This is a genomic window from Actinospineispora acaciae DSM 45401 (assembly GCF_000620785.1).
Classification (GTDB): Bacteria; Actinomycetota; Actinomycetes; order Mycobacteriales; family Pseudonocardiaceae; genus Pseudonocardia; species Pseudonocardia acaciae.
This window is the reverse complement of record NZ_JIAI01000025.1, coordinates 4,830-24,508: the sequence shown is the minus strand read 5'-3', so window position 1 is coordinate 24,508 and position 19,679 is coordinate 4,830. Positions and strand designations below refer to the sequence as shown.

1 pseudogene (only partly in view) is annotated in these 19,679 nt (G+C 69.4%); it reads right to left on the bottom strand.

Annotated elements, in window-relative coordinates:
- A pseudogene (locus tag N912_RS58855) lies at positions 1–19,679 on the bottom strand (MFS transporter); its annotated part reaches 32,764 nt to the left of the window's first position; the annotation flags it as partial.

Genomic DNA, 19,679 nt, shown 5'->3' with positions numbered 1-19,679 from the left:
GGACTGTTCGGGAGCCGTCCCCCGATGAGGGGTGCGTTATCGACGAACTTGAGCAGCGCTGTTAGCGGGAGCCACGTGTACTGAATCCGGGCGATGCGCTCGGCGCGGGCCAACGCCGCCGCATACTCCTCCGCGAGGTCGTCCTCCGTGCGCGAGACCCGCGCATCCGCTCCAGCCGTTGCCAAGAGCGCTGAGATCTGATCCGTTAGCTGATCGATCTGGTCATAACGTCGCCCGGCCGAGGCGCGATGTTTGGCGGCCAGTGTGTCGTCGCCATCCTGGGCGGCCAGGTCCGCGGCGGACTCGTCGTTCCGCGCTCGCATGCTGGCCGCTAGCGCCTGCCGGTACAGGTCGAGCGCCCGGTCCCACGCACTTGCGGCGGACTCTTGGACCTCGGTGATGGGTTTGCGCGACGCCCTTGCGTGGCGCGGCAGCGACGGTGGCCGGTTCTTGAACGTCGTGAAGGCGCGGTAGGCCAGCCAGATGCCGCTGGCGGTCACCGCCAGGCCCATGGTGCTCAGCCCGCTCACCAGCACCACCAAGCCCGCGCCGGCGGCGATTGCCGGCGTCGCGGTCAGCAGCAAGAGCACCACCGACGCGCCGAGCAGCAGGACAACCCGGACAATCGACCGTGCCGTGCGGGTCCTCGGCATCTGGAGGTCACGGATCGACTGGCCGAGAGCCGACAAACCACTGCGCGGCTCGTCCTTGCGCCAGCCGGCCAGGAACGCGCCGGCGGGGTCGGCGCCGTGCGGGGTGTGCCCGGCAACCTCGGAACCGTCGCTCGGTGGGGCGCGCCCGGCGATCGCCCAGACCAGCGCCGTCAGTACGGTCGCCACCGCCAGCCGTATCGGTGTTGGCAGCCCGGAGGTGCTCGCCCAGCCGGCCCAGCCGGCTAGCACGGCCACGGCGCCCCGGGCGGTCCGCGAGCCGGCCAGCGCGATCAGACCAGGCCGCACGGCCCGTGCACCGGCCCGCGCCGCCGCGCGCAGGTTGTCCCGGGTGGCGACCAACGTGATAGCCATCGTGAAGGCGGCGACCGAGGTCAACGCGATCTGTGGCGCCAACGCCGCCCAGTGGGCGATTCCCCAGGTGAGCGCGCCGATGAACGGTGCGGCGAACTTGCCGAGCGCCCCGGCAAAGCTGATCGCCGTTTCCGCCGGCTCGTAGTTATTGCCCTCCTTCCGCGCGAAATGGGCCTCCGCCAGGGCGGAGGCGCCGAGGGCGATCCCGGTCGACGAGGCCTCGGCCCAGATGCCCTGCACCGGAATCCCGATCACCGGGATGCCCAGTAGTTGGGTCACCAAGGTGATCACCCCACTGACGGCCATCAGCGCCGCCATGGCCACCACGAACGGCCGAGGCGAGGTCTTCAGGATGTCGCCGCCGCCATCTTGGCGGGCAGCCAGCTTGCGCGCCAGCCATTGGAATGCCCGCGACCGCTTCTCGAAGTCTTTGTCTAGGGTCACTTCTCTCAAGTAGCTGCGCACGTCGGCCACGATGAAGATCAGGGTGACCACGATCCCGCCGGCGACCAGGCCGAAGCTGGTGAAGAAGTGCGCCACCGGCGACGCGCCATGGCCCAGCACGAGCTCCCAGAACGCGTCGAACACCGAGATCGTCGCCTGACTGAACAGCGCGACCCCGCCCACCTTCCAGACGAACCGGCGGTCCTGCTCGTCCATGTGCTCCTGCTTGCCGCTCAGCACCTTGAACGGGCCGGTGACCGGGTTGCCCGGCGGCGTCTCCCGGTTGCGCTCCGGCGGCGTGGTCAACCACATGCCCAGCGCCGCCACCAGGCCCAGCCCGAGCGACGGCGCGACGGCGGCCGCCATACCGCCGGTGGCCAGCAACGACGCCTGCAGGTTCACCAGCGCCGGCACCATGATCGTGACGCCGAGGATCACGAACCCGACCAGAGAGGAGGTGAAGATCACCTTCTCCTTAGCATTCTTGCGCCGCTGACTGGTGTCCTTCACCCAGGGGATCAGCAGGGCCGTCACCTTGGTGAACGCGGCCGCCGCCATGCCGACCACCAGCGCGCCGCTCACCGCCCCGAACACACCCAACGGCGCCGCGAACAACCCGTAACCGGCCATCCCAACCAGCAACGTGGCCACGAACAACCCGCGCCGCGAATGCACGGCGAACCAGGTCGCCACCGTGAAGAAGCCAGCCAGATAGCCAGCGAACGCCAGGTTGAACAACCACCCATCGCCGAGCGCCGGCACGCCCGCCGCCAGCGCCCTCGGCGTGTACAGGCCGCTGAGCAGGCTGGTCGCCGCCAACGTCGCGCTGATCAGGAACGCCACTCGGTGCGACAGTGCGGTGCTCCCCGCCCACTCCCGCATCCGTTGCGACGGCTGCCGTTCTGCCCAGGCCCGGACCTGTGCCCACCGGGAGGTCGGCGCCCGGGGCTGGATGGGCGACCACGGTGGGCGAGTCGCGGCCAGCACCGCCACGGCCGCCAGGGCCAGCCCGGTCACGGTGGCCACCGGCCCGCCGCCGGCCACCAGAACACCCGCGTAGAGACCGGCCCCGAGCGGGCCTGCCCGCAGGCCGGTGCGCGCCCACCTCGGCAACCCGGACACCCAGCCCGCGGACACGCCGCTTACCCCCACGAGCCTGGTGGGGGTCCGCCGCCCCCGGATCGGCCCGATCCGGTCCCGCACGCCCCGCACCAGCCAGGCGCCGGACAGTGCCGCGACCACCCAACGGAACCAGCCGGGCACCGCCGCCACCGCCCGCCGCAGCCAGGACGGGTCCTTCGCCGCCGGCTGGCTGTCGTTCTGTGGCGGCGCGGGCTGGGTGTGGCCGGGGTTCGGCGCCGGCTCGTGGACGACCGTCTCGAGGGAGATCGTCGTGTTGCCGTAGCCGCCGGCCGGAACATTGAGTTGTTGGCCGGGGCGGACCAGGTCCACCGGCTGATGGGCGAACAGCTGCCCGTTCCCGGCCACCACCGCCGGCCAGTCCTGGTGGCCGTGCGGGGTGCGCAGCCCGAACAGGTCGCTTACCGCGGATGCCGACTGCGCCCGGCCGCCGGTGCGCTCGGGCGGCTGAACCCGCCATCCGGTCCCGGCGGGCAGGTGGATCTTGGTGCCGGCGAGCAGCGGCGCCGCCCCGTCCGCCGGCCAGGCGACGTGCGGGTTCAGCCGCCGGAGCTCCGAGTAGGTGATGCCGGCGCCATCGACGTACGTCAGTGCGGACTCACCCGGCAGGGTGTACACCACCCGCACCTCAACCCGCTCGACGATTACTCGATCGGTTGCCTGCCGCTCGACGGCCGGCCGATCGGTGGCAACGTGTCCGTCCGAGTCACCCGCGCTGACCAGGATTGGCAGCGCCGCGGCAACGCCGGCGAGCAGCACCGCTACCGCTCCGGCCACTCTGGTGAACGCGGTGAGGTGCCTGTTGCTCGTCCTGTGTCCGGTGGCGTGCGCGCTTGGTGGGGCGCGCCCGGTGATCGCCCAGGTCAGCACCGCCAGCGCGGTCGTCGCGGCCAGCTGGGCTGGTAGTGCCAGTCCGGCGGTCAGCTGCCAGCCGCCCCAGCCGGCCAGCCCGGCCAGGCCGCCCCGTGCGGTCGGTGAGCCACCCAGCACCAGCAGTACTCGGGCGGCCAGGCCACGCAGCCAGGTCCAGAACCGTTGCCACCGCCCGGCCCGGGTCACCCACACCACCGCAGTGACCGTCACGATCGTCACCAGGGCGAGGCCGACCCAGCCCGCCGGGCCCAGTCCGGCCGCGAGCAGCGGTGCCCCGATCCACATCGCGGCCGTGGTGATCCCGGTGGCGGCGATCGCCGGCGTGGCGGTCAGCAGCAACAGCCCGGCCGTCATGCCGATGGTGATCGTTACCGCGGCGGCCAGCCGCCCGAGCGTGGTCCAGGACGCCTCTCGTGGGGCGGTGCTCCGCTCACGAGCTCGGTGGTGTTTGGCGATCCCGAGTGCCGCGAGCGCTGTCGCGGCCGCTGCCTGCCAGGAGCCGATGGTGGGCTGCCCTGACGGGTCGGCGTGGGTGGTCGAGATCTCGGCGGCGTGCCCGATGTCGCCGGTCAGGATGAAGATGATCAGGGTGATGCCCAGTACAACAGCGATCGGTGTGATGAGCCGTGGCAGCCCGGTCCGTAGTTCCTTGGCCCAGTACCGGATCGGTGTGAGTTCGCCGGTCGGGGTGTGGGTATGGACCGACCTGATCACCGCGGCGGCGATCACGGCGGCCACGCCGGTCGAGACGTAGACGACCCACGGGTCGAGCGAGTCGGACAGCCGATGGTTGGGCAGCAGGTAGACGATGGGGTAGGCGACCAGGGCAGTCCCGGAGGCTCGATCCCAGAACTTGGTTCGTTTCCAGAGCTGTTTTGGTTGTTGTTTGAGCTTTACCACTGGTTTGTGTACTTGCCACCACCGGCGGTCGGTGCCGGGCCGGGTGGGCTCGACGAGGTAGACGATCGACAGGCCGGCCCAGGCGAGGTTGGCGGCTATGACGATCAGCGCTGGGACGGGGTCGAGCTGGTACGCCGGTTTGGTGAGCTGGATGAGGATCAGCGGTACCGAGATCAGCAGACCGACATAGGAGACGAAGTCGAAGCCGCGGACGAAGTTGCCCCAGAGCTTCGCCCATTTCGCCGTGTGGTGTGGCCGGCCGGTGGGGTCGACCGGGTCTTGTCGGTGCAGCCAGACGGCGATGACCTTCGGGACGTCCGCGATGATCCACCTGACGTGCCAGACGATGTAGGTGAAGTCGACCCACCAGTCCAGGCCGTAGTGGTTGGCGGTCAGCAGCAGGTAGAGGTTGACCCCTTGGGTGATGGGCAGCTGGGCCAGTAGCAACCACATCCAGCGCCCGTAGCGCTCGCCGGCGTTGGGTTTGAACAGGTGGCTTCCCATGATCACTGTGCTGGCCAGCGAGAGGATGACGAGGCCTCGGAGCAGGGTGAACTCGTTGCCGATCCAGGTGGGTACCTGCCACCGAGACAAGACCAGCACTGTCACGGTGAGCAGGCCCGCGACGAGCACGCCGATGTGTGTGGCCTGGTCGCGCAGGATGAGCGTGAGGGCGCCCTCGCGCCGGAGGGTCTGGCGGCCCGACCACAACCGCTGCGCGAGCCTGATCGCGCCGGCACTGGCCACCGCCGCGGCGGCCACCACGACCGCGTGCGCCGGCGAGGCTCCGTGCGCGCCCATCCACCAGGTGGTCCACATTCCGGCGGCGGTGGCGGTGAGCAGCGCCGGTGGTGGCCCGCGTGCCCTGCCCGCCCACCAGAACAACCCGGCCAGGCTGGCCACGATCGCCCCCGTCAGCGCGCCGGCGGCCACGTCCAGCGGCACCGGCCAGCCCAGCACCGCGAACCCGCCCACCAGCCAGCCGGCGACGGCCGCGGCCGCCAGCGCGATGCCTACCCCACGACCCGGCCATGCCGGTACCCGCTTGGTATCAATCGCCCAATACAGCGCCACCTGCCGTTGCCTGGCCGCGGTGACCGCCGCGTGGTGTGCGTCCGTCCGGTTGTCTCGGATCGCCTTGTCGAGCATCTCGACCTGTTCGCGGGCCCGCCCGGCCCCGCGCTGTAGCCGTTCGACGGCCTTGTTGATCGCGTCGGGATCGCCACGCTGGAGCCGCTGCGCCCGTTCGGCCAGGTGCTCCCATCGCTCGGCCTTGTGCTCCAGCCGCTCGGCCCGCGCCCGCGCCTCCCGCCACCGTGACTGGAGAAGCTCATGCTCCCGATCGAGACGGTCCCGCTCGGCCTCCCATCGCCGGCCCGCCTCCACGGATTGCCGTGCTGGAGACAGCACCCACGGGCCAATGCGCGTGGTGGCCAACCACCGCACCACCCGCCGCTGAGCGCCGACGATCGCCGGCAGCACCCGCGACGCCACCGCATGACCGGCCACCACCAGCACCAACCCGCCGAACACCAGCCCCGCCACCGATCCGGCGGCAACCCCCCATCCAGCCGCTGCAGAGGCCGGGGTCGCGATCAGCAACAAGGTGAGCACGGCCGCGCCCACCACCACCGCGACCCGGGCAACCCATCGGCCCGGAGTACTCGACCAGGGCCGCCGCGCCGGCCAGGTAGCGGCCCGGACGAACATCGCGTTGGTCAGCAGCGTGGTGAGTCCGATTCCGGCGGTGGTGATCAGTGCCCAGGTGGGGACGCTGGGCTGGGTGTGGGTTCCGGTGGCGGGTGTGGCGGCCCAGGTGGTGGCGTTGTCGGTGAGCGCGGGCGCGATCCACATCGCGGCGGCCATGGTGAGGACGGCCAGTGCCCCGGCGAGTGTCGTGGTGAGGGTGGTGGGTCTCCCCCGCCCACGTGTGGTGGTGTGGGCGGGGGAGGTGTGGGGTTTAGCGGGTGGTGTAGCGGTGTCGGCGTCGGTGTGTGTGTGCTGCGTTTCGGTGTTTGGGTCCGCAGTAGCGGGCCACCCGGCCGGGGATCTCTGGGACTGGCCGTCCGCATCCTGGGTATTCGCAGAGAGTTGGTGGTTCGGGTGCGGTCTGTCCGGGCTCTCGGAAGAGCGGCGCGGGTCCGAATTGCGATTCCATTCCTTTTCTCCTCTTCTTGTGAACAAATACTTCGTAAGCGGGCGCGTGAATGCGGCCGTTCGGGAAGCGGGAGAAGAAGCGCGGTGCTCAACGGGTCGAGGCCGGAGCGTCTTGCGCGGGGAAGAACGCGGAGCTGAACCGTCGGATGACGACGGGGAAGGTGAGCCGATACGAAGACCGAGATGCCGGGCCAGGCCGAACACGAACCGGGCCACCGCCGGTGGGCCGCGCGCGCTGATGAGTGAGGCGAGCCGCCGCAGCATCATGAACCCGGCCGCCGCCCTCGCCATCACAGATGCGAGCGTCGCCGAGCCACCCGACGGGTGGAGCGCCCCAGGGGCCGACGCTCCCGATCCGGGCGGTGTTCTGTCCAGGCCCGATTCGGCGACGTCCTGACCTGTGGTTCGGCCGGTCGCCGAGCCCGCGAGTAGGCCGCCGCGACGCAGCAGCGACTGGGCGATTACCCGAATCTCGGGATGCTCCCCATCGAAGGCACGCACGACGTCCTCATCGCCAGGGTTCGTCACCCGAAGCAACTCGCGACGGACCACCAGGTCCTGCTGCCCGCGCGGCAACCTCACAAACGCCGCCATGATCCGCGGGTCGACAAATATCACCGGCTGACCAGCGTGAACCCCCACCCAGAAGAGGATCTTGATCCCCCCTGCCGCGCCGAGCAGCCCAGGCAAGATCATCACGCCGATGCCACCGACCCTGCCGGACCAGGTAGCCCACCCTTCGGCCACGCGAGCGCCAACCCAGCCGGCCACCCCGCCCAGCCGTTGGTCATCCCCGTAGACGACAGAGCCGAAGGCGCCACCGGCCGTGCTCGCCGCGAGCGGACCGCCACGCTGGGATTCCCGGATCTTCTTGAGAATGCCCGGCAGTTGGGGGTCCAGCGGTTTCAGCGCGTTCGCTACGGCCGTCCGGTCATTGAGAGACAGCTCCTTGAGCGTCTTGGTGAGGTCAGTCACGAAGCTCTTCTTCAGCCGGGTGCGGTATGCATCCCATGCGGCGCGTTCCTCCGGGCTCATCAGCTGAGTCGGCGGCGCCAGCAGTTCTGTGAGGGCACTCCAGGCGGTGACGACCTCGGTGAACTTGATCCGAGCTTCGTCGCTGGCGAACACGGAGATGCTGGTGTTTTCCGGCAGCTGGGGCCTCGGCAGGGCCGGGCCGGGCGTCAGTCGCGCATCCCGTAGGGCATCGATGTCGACTCCGAAGGACACGTGGAACAGCGAGTCGAGCGAGCCCACCGCGCGTTCGTCTACCAGCGTCCGCAGTTTCCGCCAGAGCCGCGTTGCCTGTGCCGTGGACGGCTGTCGCGACCCGAAGGGCCTGCGGACCAGCGACTCGCCCTCGGCCCAGGCTCGCCTCCAGGCATCCAGGTCGTCGACGACGGTTTCCAGCATGTGCACGCCGACCTTGCTCAACGCGTCGGCCAGCTGGGAGTGGCTCCTGACGTTCGCCGAGGGCGGCGGCCCGCCCTGACCCCGGTGCGACGAGGCGGTGATCACGGTGCGCAGGGAACGCAGGAGCCGTGGCATTACCCGCCGCCAGAGCAGGTCGAGCAGTGCCATCACCGCAGTGCCGAGCGCGCGCCCAGCGCTGGCCAGCCAGCCGGTCAGCCGGTGCCACATCGAGGCGTGGCTGGACGCCTGGTGCCCCGCTGTAGCCGGGCCGGGGTCCGTCGGCCTCGGGTCGCGCGGACCGGGCGAGGTGTTGTCGCCGGGGTCCCGCCCGGCGTGGAAGGTGAAGTGGTGCGCGGCCGGATCACCGAAGCCGATTCTGTCTCCGTCCGCGAGGATCCGCTCCACGATGCGCTGGCCGTTGACGTAGGTGCCGTGCTCGGAGCCCAGGTCGCGGAGCAGCCGGGTGTTCGGGTCGGCGACCCGGCTGAGCTCCGCGTGCCTGCGGGACACTCGGTCGCCGGTCACCAGGATCTCGTTGCCGTTGGTCTCCCAGCGATCACCGAGCCCGATGCGCTGTGGCCAGTCCGGGGTGAGCACGATCAGATGCTTGCCGTCGGGTGAGCTGAGGGTGGCTTCGGTGGTTCGCCAGCCGAGCTCCGCCATGGTGGGTAGCAGGTTGTCGAACACCCCTCGGAAGGACTCGTGAACCAGATCCCGGCCGCCGAGCAACGATCCGGACAGTTCCCGCCCGGGCTCGATCGAGGCCAGCGCGTCCGCGATCGCGATCAAGTCCTGGGGGAGTTCGCGCCGCGTGGCGGAGTTCTGTAGGTACCACCGGTAAGCCGAGACGAGCGCCGGAGAGAGCGCCGCGAGCGCGTCCCAGAACGCCAGAGTGTTGCCGGCCGCGCGGTGGCTGGCGGCTTCCTCGGCCCGCGCGCGCAGCGCCGCCCAGTCGGGCTCATTGGCCGGCTTGTCCAGGTTGACCGACTCGTCGGGTCGCAGCGCCTTCTTGGGGTCCTTACCGGCGATCAACGCCTGGTAGACCCGCAGGTCCATGTACTTCCAGCGATCCGAAGAAGACGGGTAGTAGTACATGTCGTCCGCCGCGCCCTTGTACTTCCAGCGCATCCGCTCGGTGAGGTTTGCCATCACAACGACCCCGTGCCAGCGGCCGTGCGGCGCGAAGATCCGCTTCACGGGCACCGAACGGAGGATGGCCCGCTCAGCGGCGGACCGTTGTACCTCGCTGAAGGGTTTGCGCGACGCCCTCGCGTGCCGGGGCAGCCACTTTGGCCTGTTCTTGAACGTCCTGATGGCGCGGTAGGCCAGCCAGCCGCCGGCCGTGGTCACCGCCAGGCCCATGGTGCTCAGCCCGCTCACCAGCACCACCAGGCCCGGGCCGGCGGCGATCGCCGGTGTCGCGGTCAGCAGCAACAACACCACCGGCGGGCCGAGCAGCAGGACGACCCGCACGATCGACCGCGCCAGCAAGGTTCTCGGCATCTGGAGGTCACGGATCGACTGGGTAAGCGCCCAAACGAGCATGGACAACCCACCGCGTGGCTCGTCGTTCCGCCAGCCAGCCGCAGTCGCCCGGGGCGGTTGGTTGTGCAGGATGTCGCGCAGCCAACGCCACAGCCGTGTACCCGGCCCGAGTGGGTGGTCGACCGCCGGAGCGTCCTGGCCGGCATCCGGCGCACTCACCGAACCGGCGCCCGGGTGGGGAGTGGCCGGACCGCCGATCGGGCCGGTGTCGGAAACGTCGACGCGCAAGCCCGCCTCGAACTCGTCGAGGCGGGCCAGCCGGTCCTCTGCTTCCCGATGCAGGGCGGTCAGCTCGCGGAGAACCGGCAGCCACAGCAGCGGATCGGCGCCTGGAACGCGGCTCAGTTCGCCGACCTCCTTAGCCGTGTTTCCCAGGTGCTCGGCGAGGATTTGGGCGGCGAGCCGCTCCAAGGTCAGCAGCTCAGTCGGTTCCCACGAGGACTCGTCCGGCGGCGACGGCGGCCGTTCTCCGCCGGCGAGCTGCTGCCGTCGGGTCCGCACCAGCTCGTCCAACCGTTCCCGGTGGTCCGCGCGCATCTTCTCCAGCAGGTCGATGAGTTTCTGCTCTGTCTCGGTGTCTTCGGCCCCGGGCTCGTCGTACCCGTTTTGGTACTCATCCAGGAGGTTCCAGTACTCGGCGAACTCGGCCTCGACCTGCTTGCCCATTTCAGGGGAGAGCAGCTCCGCGATCGTGATCATGGCGATGGTTTCCCGCGCCGTCTCGATCGGTGTCGGCTCGGACTCGGTCACGTGGTCGATGAGCTGGTTGAGCGCCCCGAGGACCAATTGGAATCGCGCTTGCATCGAGCTCAGCCACTGGTTGCGGACTGATGGGAGGCCGTCGGGCGGGTTGACCAGCGTGTCTTGCAGCTCCTTGAGATCGCGCAAGTAGACGATGATGAGCTCGTATTCCTGGAGGCTCAGACGGTCTAGGGGGATCCCGTTTAGCCGGGTACGGGTCTCGTTTGCTTCCTCGGTGAGCGCGGCGACGGCGCGGGCCTGGTCGCGCTCACTCAACAACGCGTCGGCCGTGGCGCGGTGGTCACGCCCTACGTCGGCGGGGTGGTCGTCGATGTGGGCGGCCTCGTGATCGGAGGCCCGATCGGTCGGACCACGCGGGAACCTGCGCAGCCAGGTCCACAACCATTGCCACAGCCCGGCCTGGGCCGCCCACACCACCAGGGCGACCACCACGGACGCCACCAGGGCAAGGCCCGCCCAGCCCGCCGTGCCCAGTCCCGCCTCCTGCATCGACCTGAGGCCGTCGGTCCCCTTCTCGGCGGCCTCGGCATTGCCGGAGCCCAGCGTCGAGACCCCCACACCCAGCCCGAGCACCGCCGCACCGATCACCGCAAACGCCCCACCGGTCTGCGGTGCGGGTTGGTTTCCGGCCGTGAGGCGGAACTCGATCACGACGCGGGTGGTCCGCTCTTCGTTGCGGATGTGGATGACGATCCGCTGTCCGTCGCTGATGCGGACGACGCCACCTACGGGAACCCGAGCGCCGTTGACCAGCAGCAGGTTCCGGTTGTCGGGGTCGCGGTTTACCACCCAGAACCCGTCGTTCCGCCTGACGATCACTGCCTGCACGGCGGCCACTCCGGCCTGGTCCACGGTGACGTCGGCCTCCGGATCCCCTCCAATGATCAAGTAGCCGCGGCGGAACGGGAACACCGTCGGGTTGGGCAGCACCCGGACCAGGACCTCCGCCTGGGCGGCTTGCGTCTCGGCGTCCTTCCGCTCCCGCGGGTTGGTGAACGTGCGTTCCGGCAGCAGCACGACCAACCGCTTGCCCTCATCCGGCTTGTGACCACGCGGCATGCGCCGTGCCCGACTGGTCACCAGCGTCGGGGCGGACTCCGCGGCGCCGAGCACCTCGCGTGGGATGAGCCGGCCAAGCCATTCGGTCAGCTCGCTCGCCCGCGCCCAACCTCGCCCCGCCCGCAGCGCCTCGGTGGTCCTCCGGGCAATCTCCGGCTGCTGCTCCCGCTGGCTCCTGCCGGCGGCCCGTGCCCTTTCGAGCGCGCTGATGTTCGCCGCGATTTCCTGGAGCAGCCCGAACACGGCAGCTTCTTCGTGTTCTTCGGGCCGCGACCGAATATTCAGGCCGACGATCTGATTGCGGACCGGGATCATCTGGTCCAGCACGTTCGAGCCCGCGAGCTCGGTGACGTTCAGCCTCCCTGTAGCCCTGGTGTGCTCGGCCTGCAGTGCCTCCACGAGTCGGCTCAGCACCTTGAGCCGCCCGTCGAACTCGCCTACCGAACCCAACCAAGCGACCTGTGCCGCCAGCGCCCTCCATATGCCGCCTACCGCCCCAGCAAGCCCCGCCTCAAGCTCCTCGAACGCCCTCCGCTGTTCGGCATCGGCCATCGCGAGGTTGTCGCGCACATACGCCAGCGCACGCCGCGCGACGTCGAGCTGCCTCGAGCGGGCCAGCGGGTCCGCGCCGTGCCGCCGCTCGGCGGCTAGTGCTTGCCGCGCCGCGTCCAGTGCCTGCGCGATCCCGGGATCCGGCAGCATCCCGCGCCGACCGCCAGGCCCCATCACGGCGCCCGCCATCATGCCGCCGCCGACCGGGGCCAGGCCGTACCGCGCCGACAGCAGCCCGCCCACCAGGGTGGCGAGCCCGAGCCAGCCGACGGCCTGCGCGCCCGGTGTGGAGGGCCGGACGTTCAACCAGCCGGCGCGCAGCAGCGCCGCGATCAGCACGCCGATGGCGGCGGCGGCCAGCGTGGTGAGGTCGCCGCTGAACGGCAGCACCAGCAGGGCGCCCGAGTGCACGGTGTGCAGGAATGTGCGCGGCGCCGACGGTTCCCGGACGTCGCCTGGCTCGGCAAACCGGTGCAGCAAGGCACCGGCGACCCAGTAGGTGATTGCGCCGAGCGGCGCGGCGATCAGCGCACCGAGCACGCCGAACACGGCCAACCCGATGACACCGGCGAGCGCCCCAGCGCCAACCCACCGCCACGCCCCGGTACCGACTCCGAGTAGCGACTTCAGCCAGCCGCCCGTGCGCCGGTTGGCGGTGTCAGAGTGTGAGTCGTCACGAGCCGGGGGACTCCTTGGCTCGGACGGGGACCGCTGCTTCTTGGCCGAGGAGCTGGTGTCCGCCGGGCGGAAGTGTGTGCCGCCGGGCTCATCGTCGTGCGAGCCGGTGGTGTCACCGCCGGACGGGCCGCCGGTGCGGCCGCCGGTTCCGCCCGCGCCGGCCACTGCCGGAGCCGGGGTCTCGTCGGTGCCGGGCGGGGAAGGGAGGTGCTCGTGCGGCGTGTTGGCGGGGCCTCCGGTGTTGTCGGTGTCCTCCGTGTCCTCGGGGGTCTCGGGGCCGGGCCGGTTGTTCAGCACGGCTAGCGCAACGAGTTGTGTCGTCGGGCCGCCGTTGGCATCCGGCTGGCCGTGACGCGGCGCGCCGGAGGCGTACTTGGTCAGCATGTCCAGCTCGGCGTGGGTGAGTCCGTCCTCGGCGGCGGCGCGGTCGAACAGGTCGGTGAGCTCCGCTGGCATGCTGGGCATCATCGCCGCGGTTGCGGTCACGAAGGCGCTCAGCAGATGCGCGGGGTTGTAGGTCAGCCGGTCGAGAGTCTCGGTGGCCAGCGTGCCGGCCTTCGCTCGGGCGGCAGCCAGGTCGATGAGCAGCGGCCTGAGGGTTTGCCGGATCTGATCGCTGGTGTGCCCGGCGGAGCCGGCGCGCATGGCTTCGACGAGCTTGTCCGCCTGGCGGTGGGGGTCGTTGCGGTCGTCGCGCGCGCTCTCGGCGGGCTTGTTGTGGCTGGCGTAGTCGGCCAGCCAGTCGACCGCCAGGTTGAGCGACGGCGGCTCGATCTCGGTGGTTGCTCCGTCCGCCCAGGCGAGGAGCTCGGCCAGCATCAGCTCCAGTGCCAAGGGGTCGGTCTCCCGCCCGAGCTGGACCGGGTTGCCGGCTTGCAGTTCGTCGAGCTGCTTGCGTGCGACAGCCAGGACGGCGACCAGCTCGTCCGCGGTCATGTCCAGCCGGTCGGCAAGCTCGATCGCCCTGCTGAGCTGGCGTAGCGGTCGAGCGATGTCGGCGGCGTACCGGCTGGCCGTCGTGTTTGCCGGCAGGGTGATGGCCAGGTACTCCAACCGGTCCAGGTGGTGGGCGAGGTGGTCCAGTTCGTGGCGGCTCGCCGAGTGGCGCTCGTCGAGGTCCAGCCGCTGCGAGGCGGCGATCGCTCCCTGAGCGGAGAGCTCGGCCCAGCGGGCGACGGCCCAATCGTCCTGGCTGCCCTCGGAGAGGTCGACAACCAGCGTGACGGCGGTGGCGATCCGGCGCAGGGTGCCGATCGCTCCCGCGTAGTTCCCGGAGGCGGCCTGCTTGCGTGCCTTGCGCACCTGGTCGGGTGAAACCGCGAGCTCCGTCTCGCCGGGTGCAGCGGCGTCGGTAGCCGGTGTGGTGTCCGTTGCCGCGTCGACGGGGTCGGTCGCCGAGTTCTGGGCCGCGGCGGAGCGAACGAGCGACTGGTATTCGGCCAGCGTCGCATTCAGCTCGGTTTCAACCCGGTTCAGCTCGGCGACGTTGGATCGGCTGGGAGCGCCGAATACTTCCTCACGCAGCTCGGCGTATTGCCCGCCGAGATCCTTGGTGCGGGTGGCGAGGTAGTCGAGCTGTTCGTGCCGCGCGGACCGACGGAAGCCCCCACCCGAGGTGGGCGCCTCGACAACGAACTCCTTGGTGGGCGTCTCGTCGCCCAGGATCATCCGGCGGGCCTGCTTGACGTCGGCCTTGTCTGCTTCGTTGATCTTTCGGGTGATCAGCCGGTTGGCGAGCCGTAGCTTCACCTTGTTGGTGATCTCTCCGTCGCCCCATTCCTGGCGCGACCCCAGCATCTCGCTTTCCATATCCATAAAGTCGCCGACTCGCCCGGGGGCGCCGTTCCGACCCGGACGGCCTTCTATTTGTTTATGGGCGCGGGCGTTGGGAAATATGCTGGCCACGATGGCCCGCAGGCCGCCAGCCTCCAGCGCCTTCTGGGCCAGCTCGATGTCGGTGCCCCGAGAGATGATGGCGGTGGCGACTCCCACGGCTTTCTCCTCGCCGGCGATCTTGGTCTTGACTTTCAGGCCGGTGAGGTCTTTGTCGAGTGCGGTGAATCTCTCGGGAACGATGCCCGCCGCGCGCATCGCGCTTTCGAGCTTCTCCGCGTCGGGGATCGTGTAGACGAACACCACCACGGGCTGGGTTTCTCCCTTGGCGCGGGCCTGAGCGAGCTCCTTGGCAATGGCGGCGAACTTCGCCTCCTGGGTGCCGAAGATCCGGCGGTTGTCGAAGATGCGCCGGTCGGGCAGGTGACGCGGGATGTGCACGGTGTCCAGGCCGTAGAGCTCGCGCACCAGCCTCTCGACGCCCTTGACCGTGCCGGTGGACCCGGACACGTGGTCGTATCCGCGCAGGTATCGGTGGATGTTGGTCTGGGCGATCGTGGTCTGCTCGCCGCGGACCGGGAGGTCGAACCCGGCCTCCAGCGCGCTGTGCTTACCGCCGTGGTGGCGCATGCCGGGCTCGGACCAGCCGGAGGCGTTGTTCAGGATCTCGGCGTAGCGCTTGTCACGAACCACGGCGTCGACGTCGCGGACCTGGCGCATTTCCCACACCGCGTCGGGCAACACCTCGCCGAGCCGGCCGGTGACTACCGTGCCGGTGTCCTCGCCGATGAGGCGAGCTTGGCGGTAGCTGATGGTGATCTCGCCGGACCGGTCGATGCTGTAGTGCTTGTCCTTGACCAACTGGTGGGCCAGGTCACGAGCGTTGTTCCGGAGCGGGCCATCGTCGAACCCGGTCGACTCGGCTAGCCGCAGCGGATGCCGCGCCTTATCGACAAGGGTCTGGTCGATCTCGTCGACCACCGCGTGGGCGTGACCGCGCTGCACCCGCTCCTCAACCGGCCGGCGCTCATCGCGCAGTGAGTCCTCCATGAACGAGCGCGGGGTGCCGTAGACGATGTCGGCGTCGTAGTCGCCCTTGCCGCGGTGCTGGCTCTCGTCAAGCACCTTGCCGGTCTGGCCAAACCATTCACGCAGCGCTCTGTCCTGCTTGAACGCTTTGTTGGCCTGCTCCTGGTCGATCTTGAGGTAGTGCACGCCCCGGGGGCCGCCCGTTGCCCGGATCTTGTGCGCTTCGTACCCGGCGACCATCGAGTCGACCCAGCTCTTGCCCTCGCCGGTGGCTTGCTCGACCATGACGCCGCGTCGGTTGTTGGGCACCCGCACCCGCACCAGGAACGCGGCGATCTGCACCTCGTACAGCGCCACGTGCTCACCCGGCTTGCGCCGCGTGGTCCGCAAGATGACTTCCGCGGACAACGCGGCGAACTCGACGTCCGTCAGCTCCGGCTTCGTGCGCAGCTCGTGCAGCTTACGGTCATCGCCCAGCTCCGCCCACAGCTTGCGGGCTTCGTCGCTCGATTCCTTAACCCCCAGCTCTTCCAGTTTCTTCCGCTTTTCCGGTTCGTACTCGGCGTCCTCCGTTTTCTCCTTCGCTTTCTGGGACTTCGCCTCGGCTTTCCGGAACTCCGCCTTGGCTTCCTCAGCGGCCTGGTACTTGGCGGTTACCTCGTCCGCCAACTTCTTCGTCGACTCGGCCGGGTGGGCCGGATCATCGGAGACCCTTCTCTTTGCGTACTCGGCGGCGGCGTGCTCTGCGTCCGCTCTGCGTTTCTTCTTCTTCGCGTCTTTCTCCGCCTTCTTCGCGTCTTTCTCCTCCTGCTTTGCCTTCTTCAGGTCGCTCTTGAGATCGGCGGGTTCCTTGATTTTCGTCGCCTCGGCCCGTTTCGTCTTGGCTTCCTCGGGCGTGAGTCGCCGCGCGACGTTGGCCAGGGCCTTGTCGAGCGCCTTGTCGGCTTCGGCGTGGGATTGCGCGGCGTCGGCTCGGGCGCGGGCACGCTCGGCCTCTTCACGGTGGTGACTCGCTTCCCGGGGAACGGCTGCATGGCGAGCCAGCTCTTCGCGGAGCTCGGCGTGCTCCAGGTGTGCTTGCGCCGCCCTCTCTCGGAGCTCGGCGGCCTTATCGAAGGCACCGCTGTTGGTGTGGAAGCCAGCCTGGTACTCCAGGTCCCGCGGCGCCTGTTGTGCCCGGTAAAGGTCCTCGCCGGTGGGCTGGGGCGTGGCCGCGGTGGGTTCTCCCCCGGCGCGGTGGCCCGTACCCGGGTGACCCGCCGTGGCGTCCGCGAGGCGCTTGGCCAGGGCGGCGTCGGCCGCGGCGCGGGCCGTCGCGTAGTTCTCCCAGGCCTTGGCTACGTCGGCCTCGTAGCTGAGCTTGTCGGCCTGCTCGGCATCGTTGGCCTGCTCGGCAAGCTGTGACAGCGTCTCAGCGCGCTTGCGGTGGGCCTCGGCGGCCTGTGCGCGGAATTCGGCCGCCTTGGCGGCGCTGCTGCTGCTTTCCCCCTGTGCGTAGTCATCGGCCTTGGACCAGAGATCGTTCGCGACCCGTTCATGGTGCCTGGCGACCCGTTCAAGCTCTTTGGCGCCGCCGGTGGGCTCATGGTCGCCGCGCGGCGGTACTGGCCGGTCGCCCGAACGGGGCGGGCCGGGCTGATCGAGCCGGTCAGACAGCGGGACCGCCTCGTGGCCAGGCCCGGAAGCGGTCTCCGGTACCTGGTCGCCGGTGGGCTGGTGGCCCGCTGGTGTCGTCGCGTCCCGCTCGGTTCCAGTGCTCTGGCCCGAGGGGGCGTGATCAGAGGAGTCTGTGTCGTCGTGGGTGGTTCCTGGTCGCGGCTCCTTCGCATCGTCGTGGCCGGTCGGCCGGTCAGGGGTCGTAGTCTTCGAACCCGGAGGACCGTTGATCCCTCCGCCACCGGACATGGGCTTCGACGACGGACCGTCGAGGTGCGGGTTGGCGCCGTGCTCGGGCCTGTTCGGGTCGTGTGACCCGCCGCCGGCACCCAGACCGGTGGCGCCGCCCGACACTCCGCCGGTCCGGCCGCCGCTGCCGCCGCTGCCGGTGTGACCGGAGGTAGGACTTGTCGGTGGCGTCGCGGGGGTGTCCGGGCCCGGGTAGGGGGTCCGTTGCCTCGGTATGCTCCCCGACACGTCGAAGAAGTCCGCGCCGTCGTGCCGGGACCCGAACCCGTTCTGGGGCGGCTCCAGGGGGCCGCCGCCGAAGTCGATGGGTCGGCCTCGGTCGACCTGCACAACGCCCACGATGTTCTGGACGACCGGATTGTCCGGGTCCAGTCGCTCTCCGTTGGCGTTGTAGACGACGTTGCCTCTCGCGACGAAGACGTTGACCAGGCCGTCAGGCTCCCCGGATTCGCCTCGGGACAAGGCGAGGTATCCGCCGTCGTCAACATCGCGCACCGCCTGGGGGATGTGGTCGGCGTCGGTCGCTTGGAAGCTCCGCTTGTACCTCGACTCCAACGCCTTGACCTGGTCGGCCTCGCTCGCGGTCATGGACGTCAGGGCGTCGGGCAGCGTGTCCCCCCACGGCCCGTCGGCCCCGCGCCGGAACCGATCGGCTTCCCGGACCGCGCGTCGAACGTCCTCGCTGGGTCGGATGGTCGCCGATGACAGCCCCACGGGTGAGGGCTCATGAGCGCCGTTCAAGGCCGCTTCACCCGCCGACACCCGCGCCACCACGGCGTCGCCGGACTCGTTGTGAGCTTGCAGGTAGTGCTTCCCGCCGCGCGCCGGAGACGACTTCAGCGCGGCGGCCACCTCGGCTTCGGTCACGGCAGGATGCGAGCGGGATGTGTTCAGGTGCTCGGTCAGCTCGGACAGGCGGTAGGTCCCGCCGTCGCGGGTGACGCGATCGACGCGCGCGGCCAGGTCACTCCTCGCCTTGCTGCCGGGCAGCCGCTCCAGCAGCCCGCTCTTCTCCGGCGACAAGGCCTGGGGGCGGGACTCTTGCTTCGTCAGGCGTCGCAGGTACCCGACGCCGTGCGCATCACGCTCGTATCGATAGCTGGGTTTGCGGCCACCGGCCGTTCCTTCCAGAGCGCCGGCCAATCCGTCGATGACCTTCTCTTCGCTCACGCCCAAGTGTTTGGCGATGTCGCTGACCTTGTAAGTGGTGCCCTTGCGGGTGACGTTGTCAATTCGTGTGCCCAACATGTCGCTGGCCGCCGAACGAGGCTTCTCAGGACGCAGGGTTTGGCCACGAATCTGACGTTTGGTCAGACGTTGTACATTCCCGTGATCACCGACCCGGTACCCCTCCTGGCCCTGCACCGCGTCATGAACCTCGGCCTCTTTGACGAGCTTGGGGGATACGTTCTTTTTGGGCGCGTTCAAATGGTCTGTTATCTCTTTGATCGAGTATTCATAAACCTTAGGCAGGATGCTGTTGATGCGTTCAGGTATTGACTTTTCGGCGACACTAGGTTTCTGTGGCAGCAATTTTGGACGGGTCCGGGCTGGGATGCGGGAGTGTCCGATGATAGAAAGCACCGCCATCGCGGCGTTCTTGCCCATCTCTATGTCGACTTTGCCTTTCTGGTCAGATGTCAGATTTCCCCAGTTCTTCGCGCTGTGCGCGATTGTCTCGACGATGGGAGCGATGAATCCGCCTGCGGCCGTGAGGTTCATCGCCTTCGCGGTGCGGGCCAGCCACGGGTGCCTATATGTGAGGGCACTCGACATGATCTGCTTCACGGTGATACCGCGTGGCACCGCGCCCGCGGCAGCGGCAGCGGGCTTGGCCAGTGACCGCAGCCCCGGTCCCGCAGTCCCCAACAGGGATGACCCCAGTCCGAGCCACAAGGCTCGGGCGTCTGGATCGGAGAAGCTGAGGCTGCGGTTGTGTGCGGCATGCTGGTAGAGGTCGAGGACTCCGGTGACGACGCTGCCGGCCATCGAACCGGCCACCATTGCCCCGCCGACCGCGGCGCCGGCACCGCCGGTAGCGACGGTCAGCACGGCGCCGCCGGCGGCACCGACGAGGAACAGCCCCGTATCGACCACCCTCCGCCAGATCGGAGTGCGATGCGCAGCCACGCTCGTCAGCTTTACGCCCTCTCCCGGTATCGAGGACTCGCCCGGTTTCGGGGACAGCGCCGCTTTCGTGCCCCAGTCATCCGGCATGAGCAGCGTGGCGTCCTCGGGGAGATGGTTATGCTCGAGGAAATTATCCTTGCTGGTGTACACGGCTCCATCGGCGTCGACATACCGGTAGCCGGTGATGATCTCTATGCCATCTATTTTTATTGTTTCGGTGCGCCGGAGCAGCTTCAT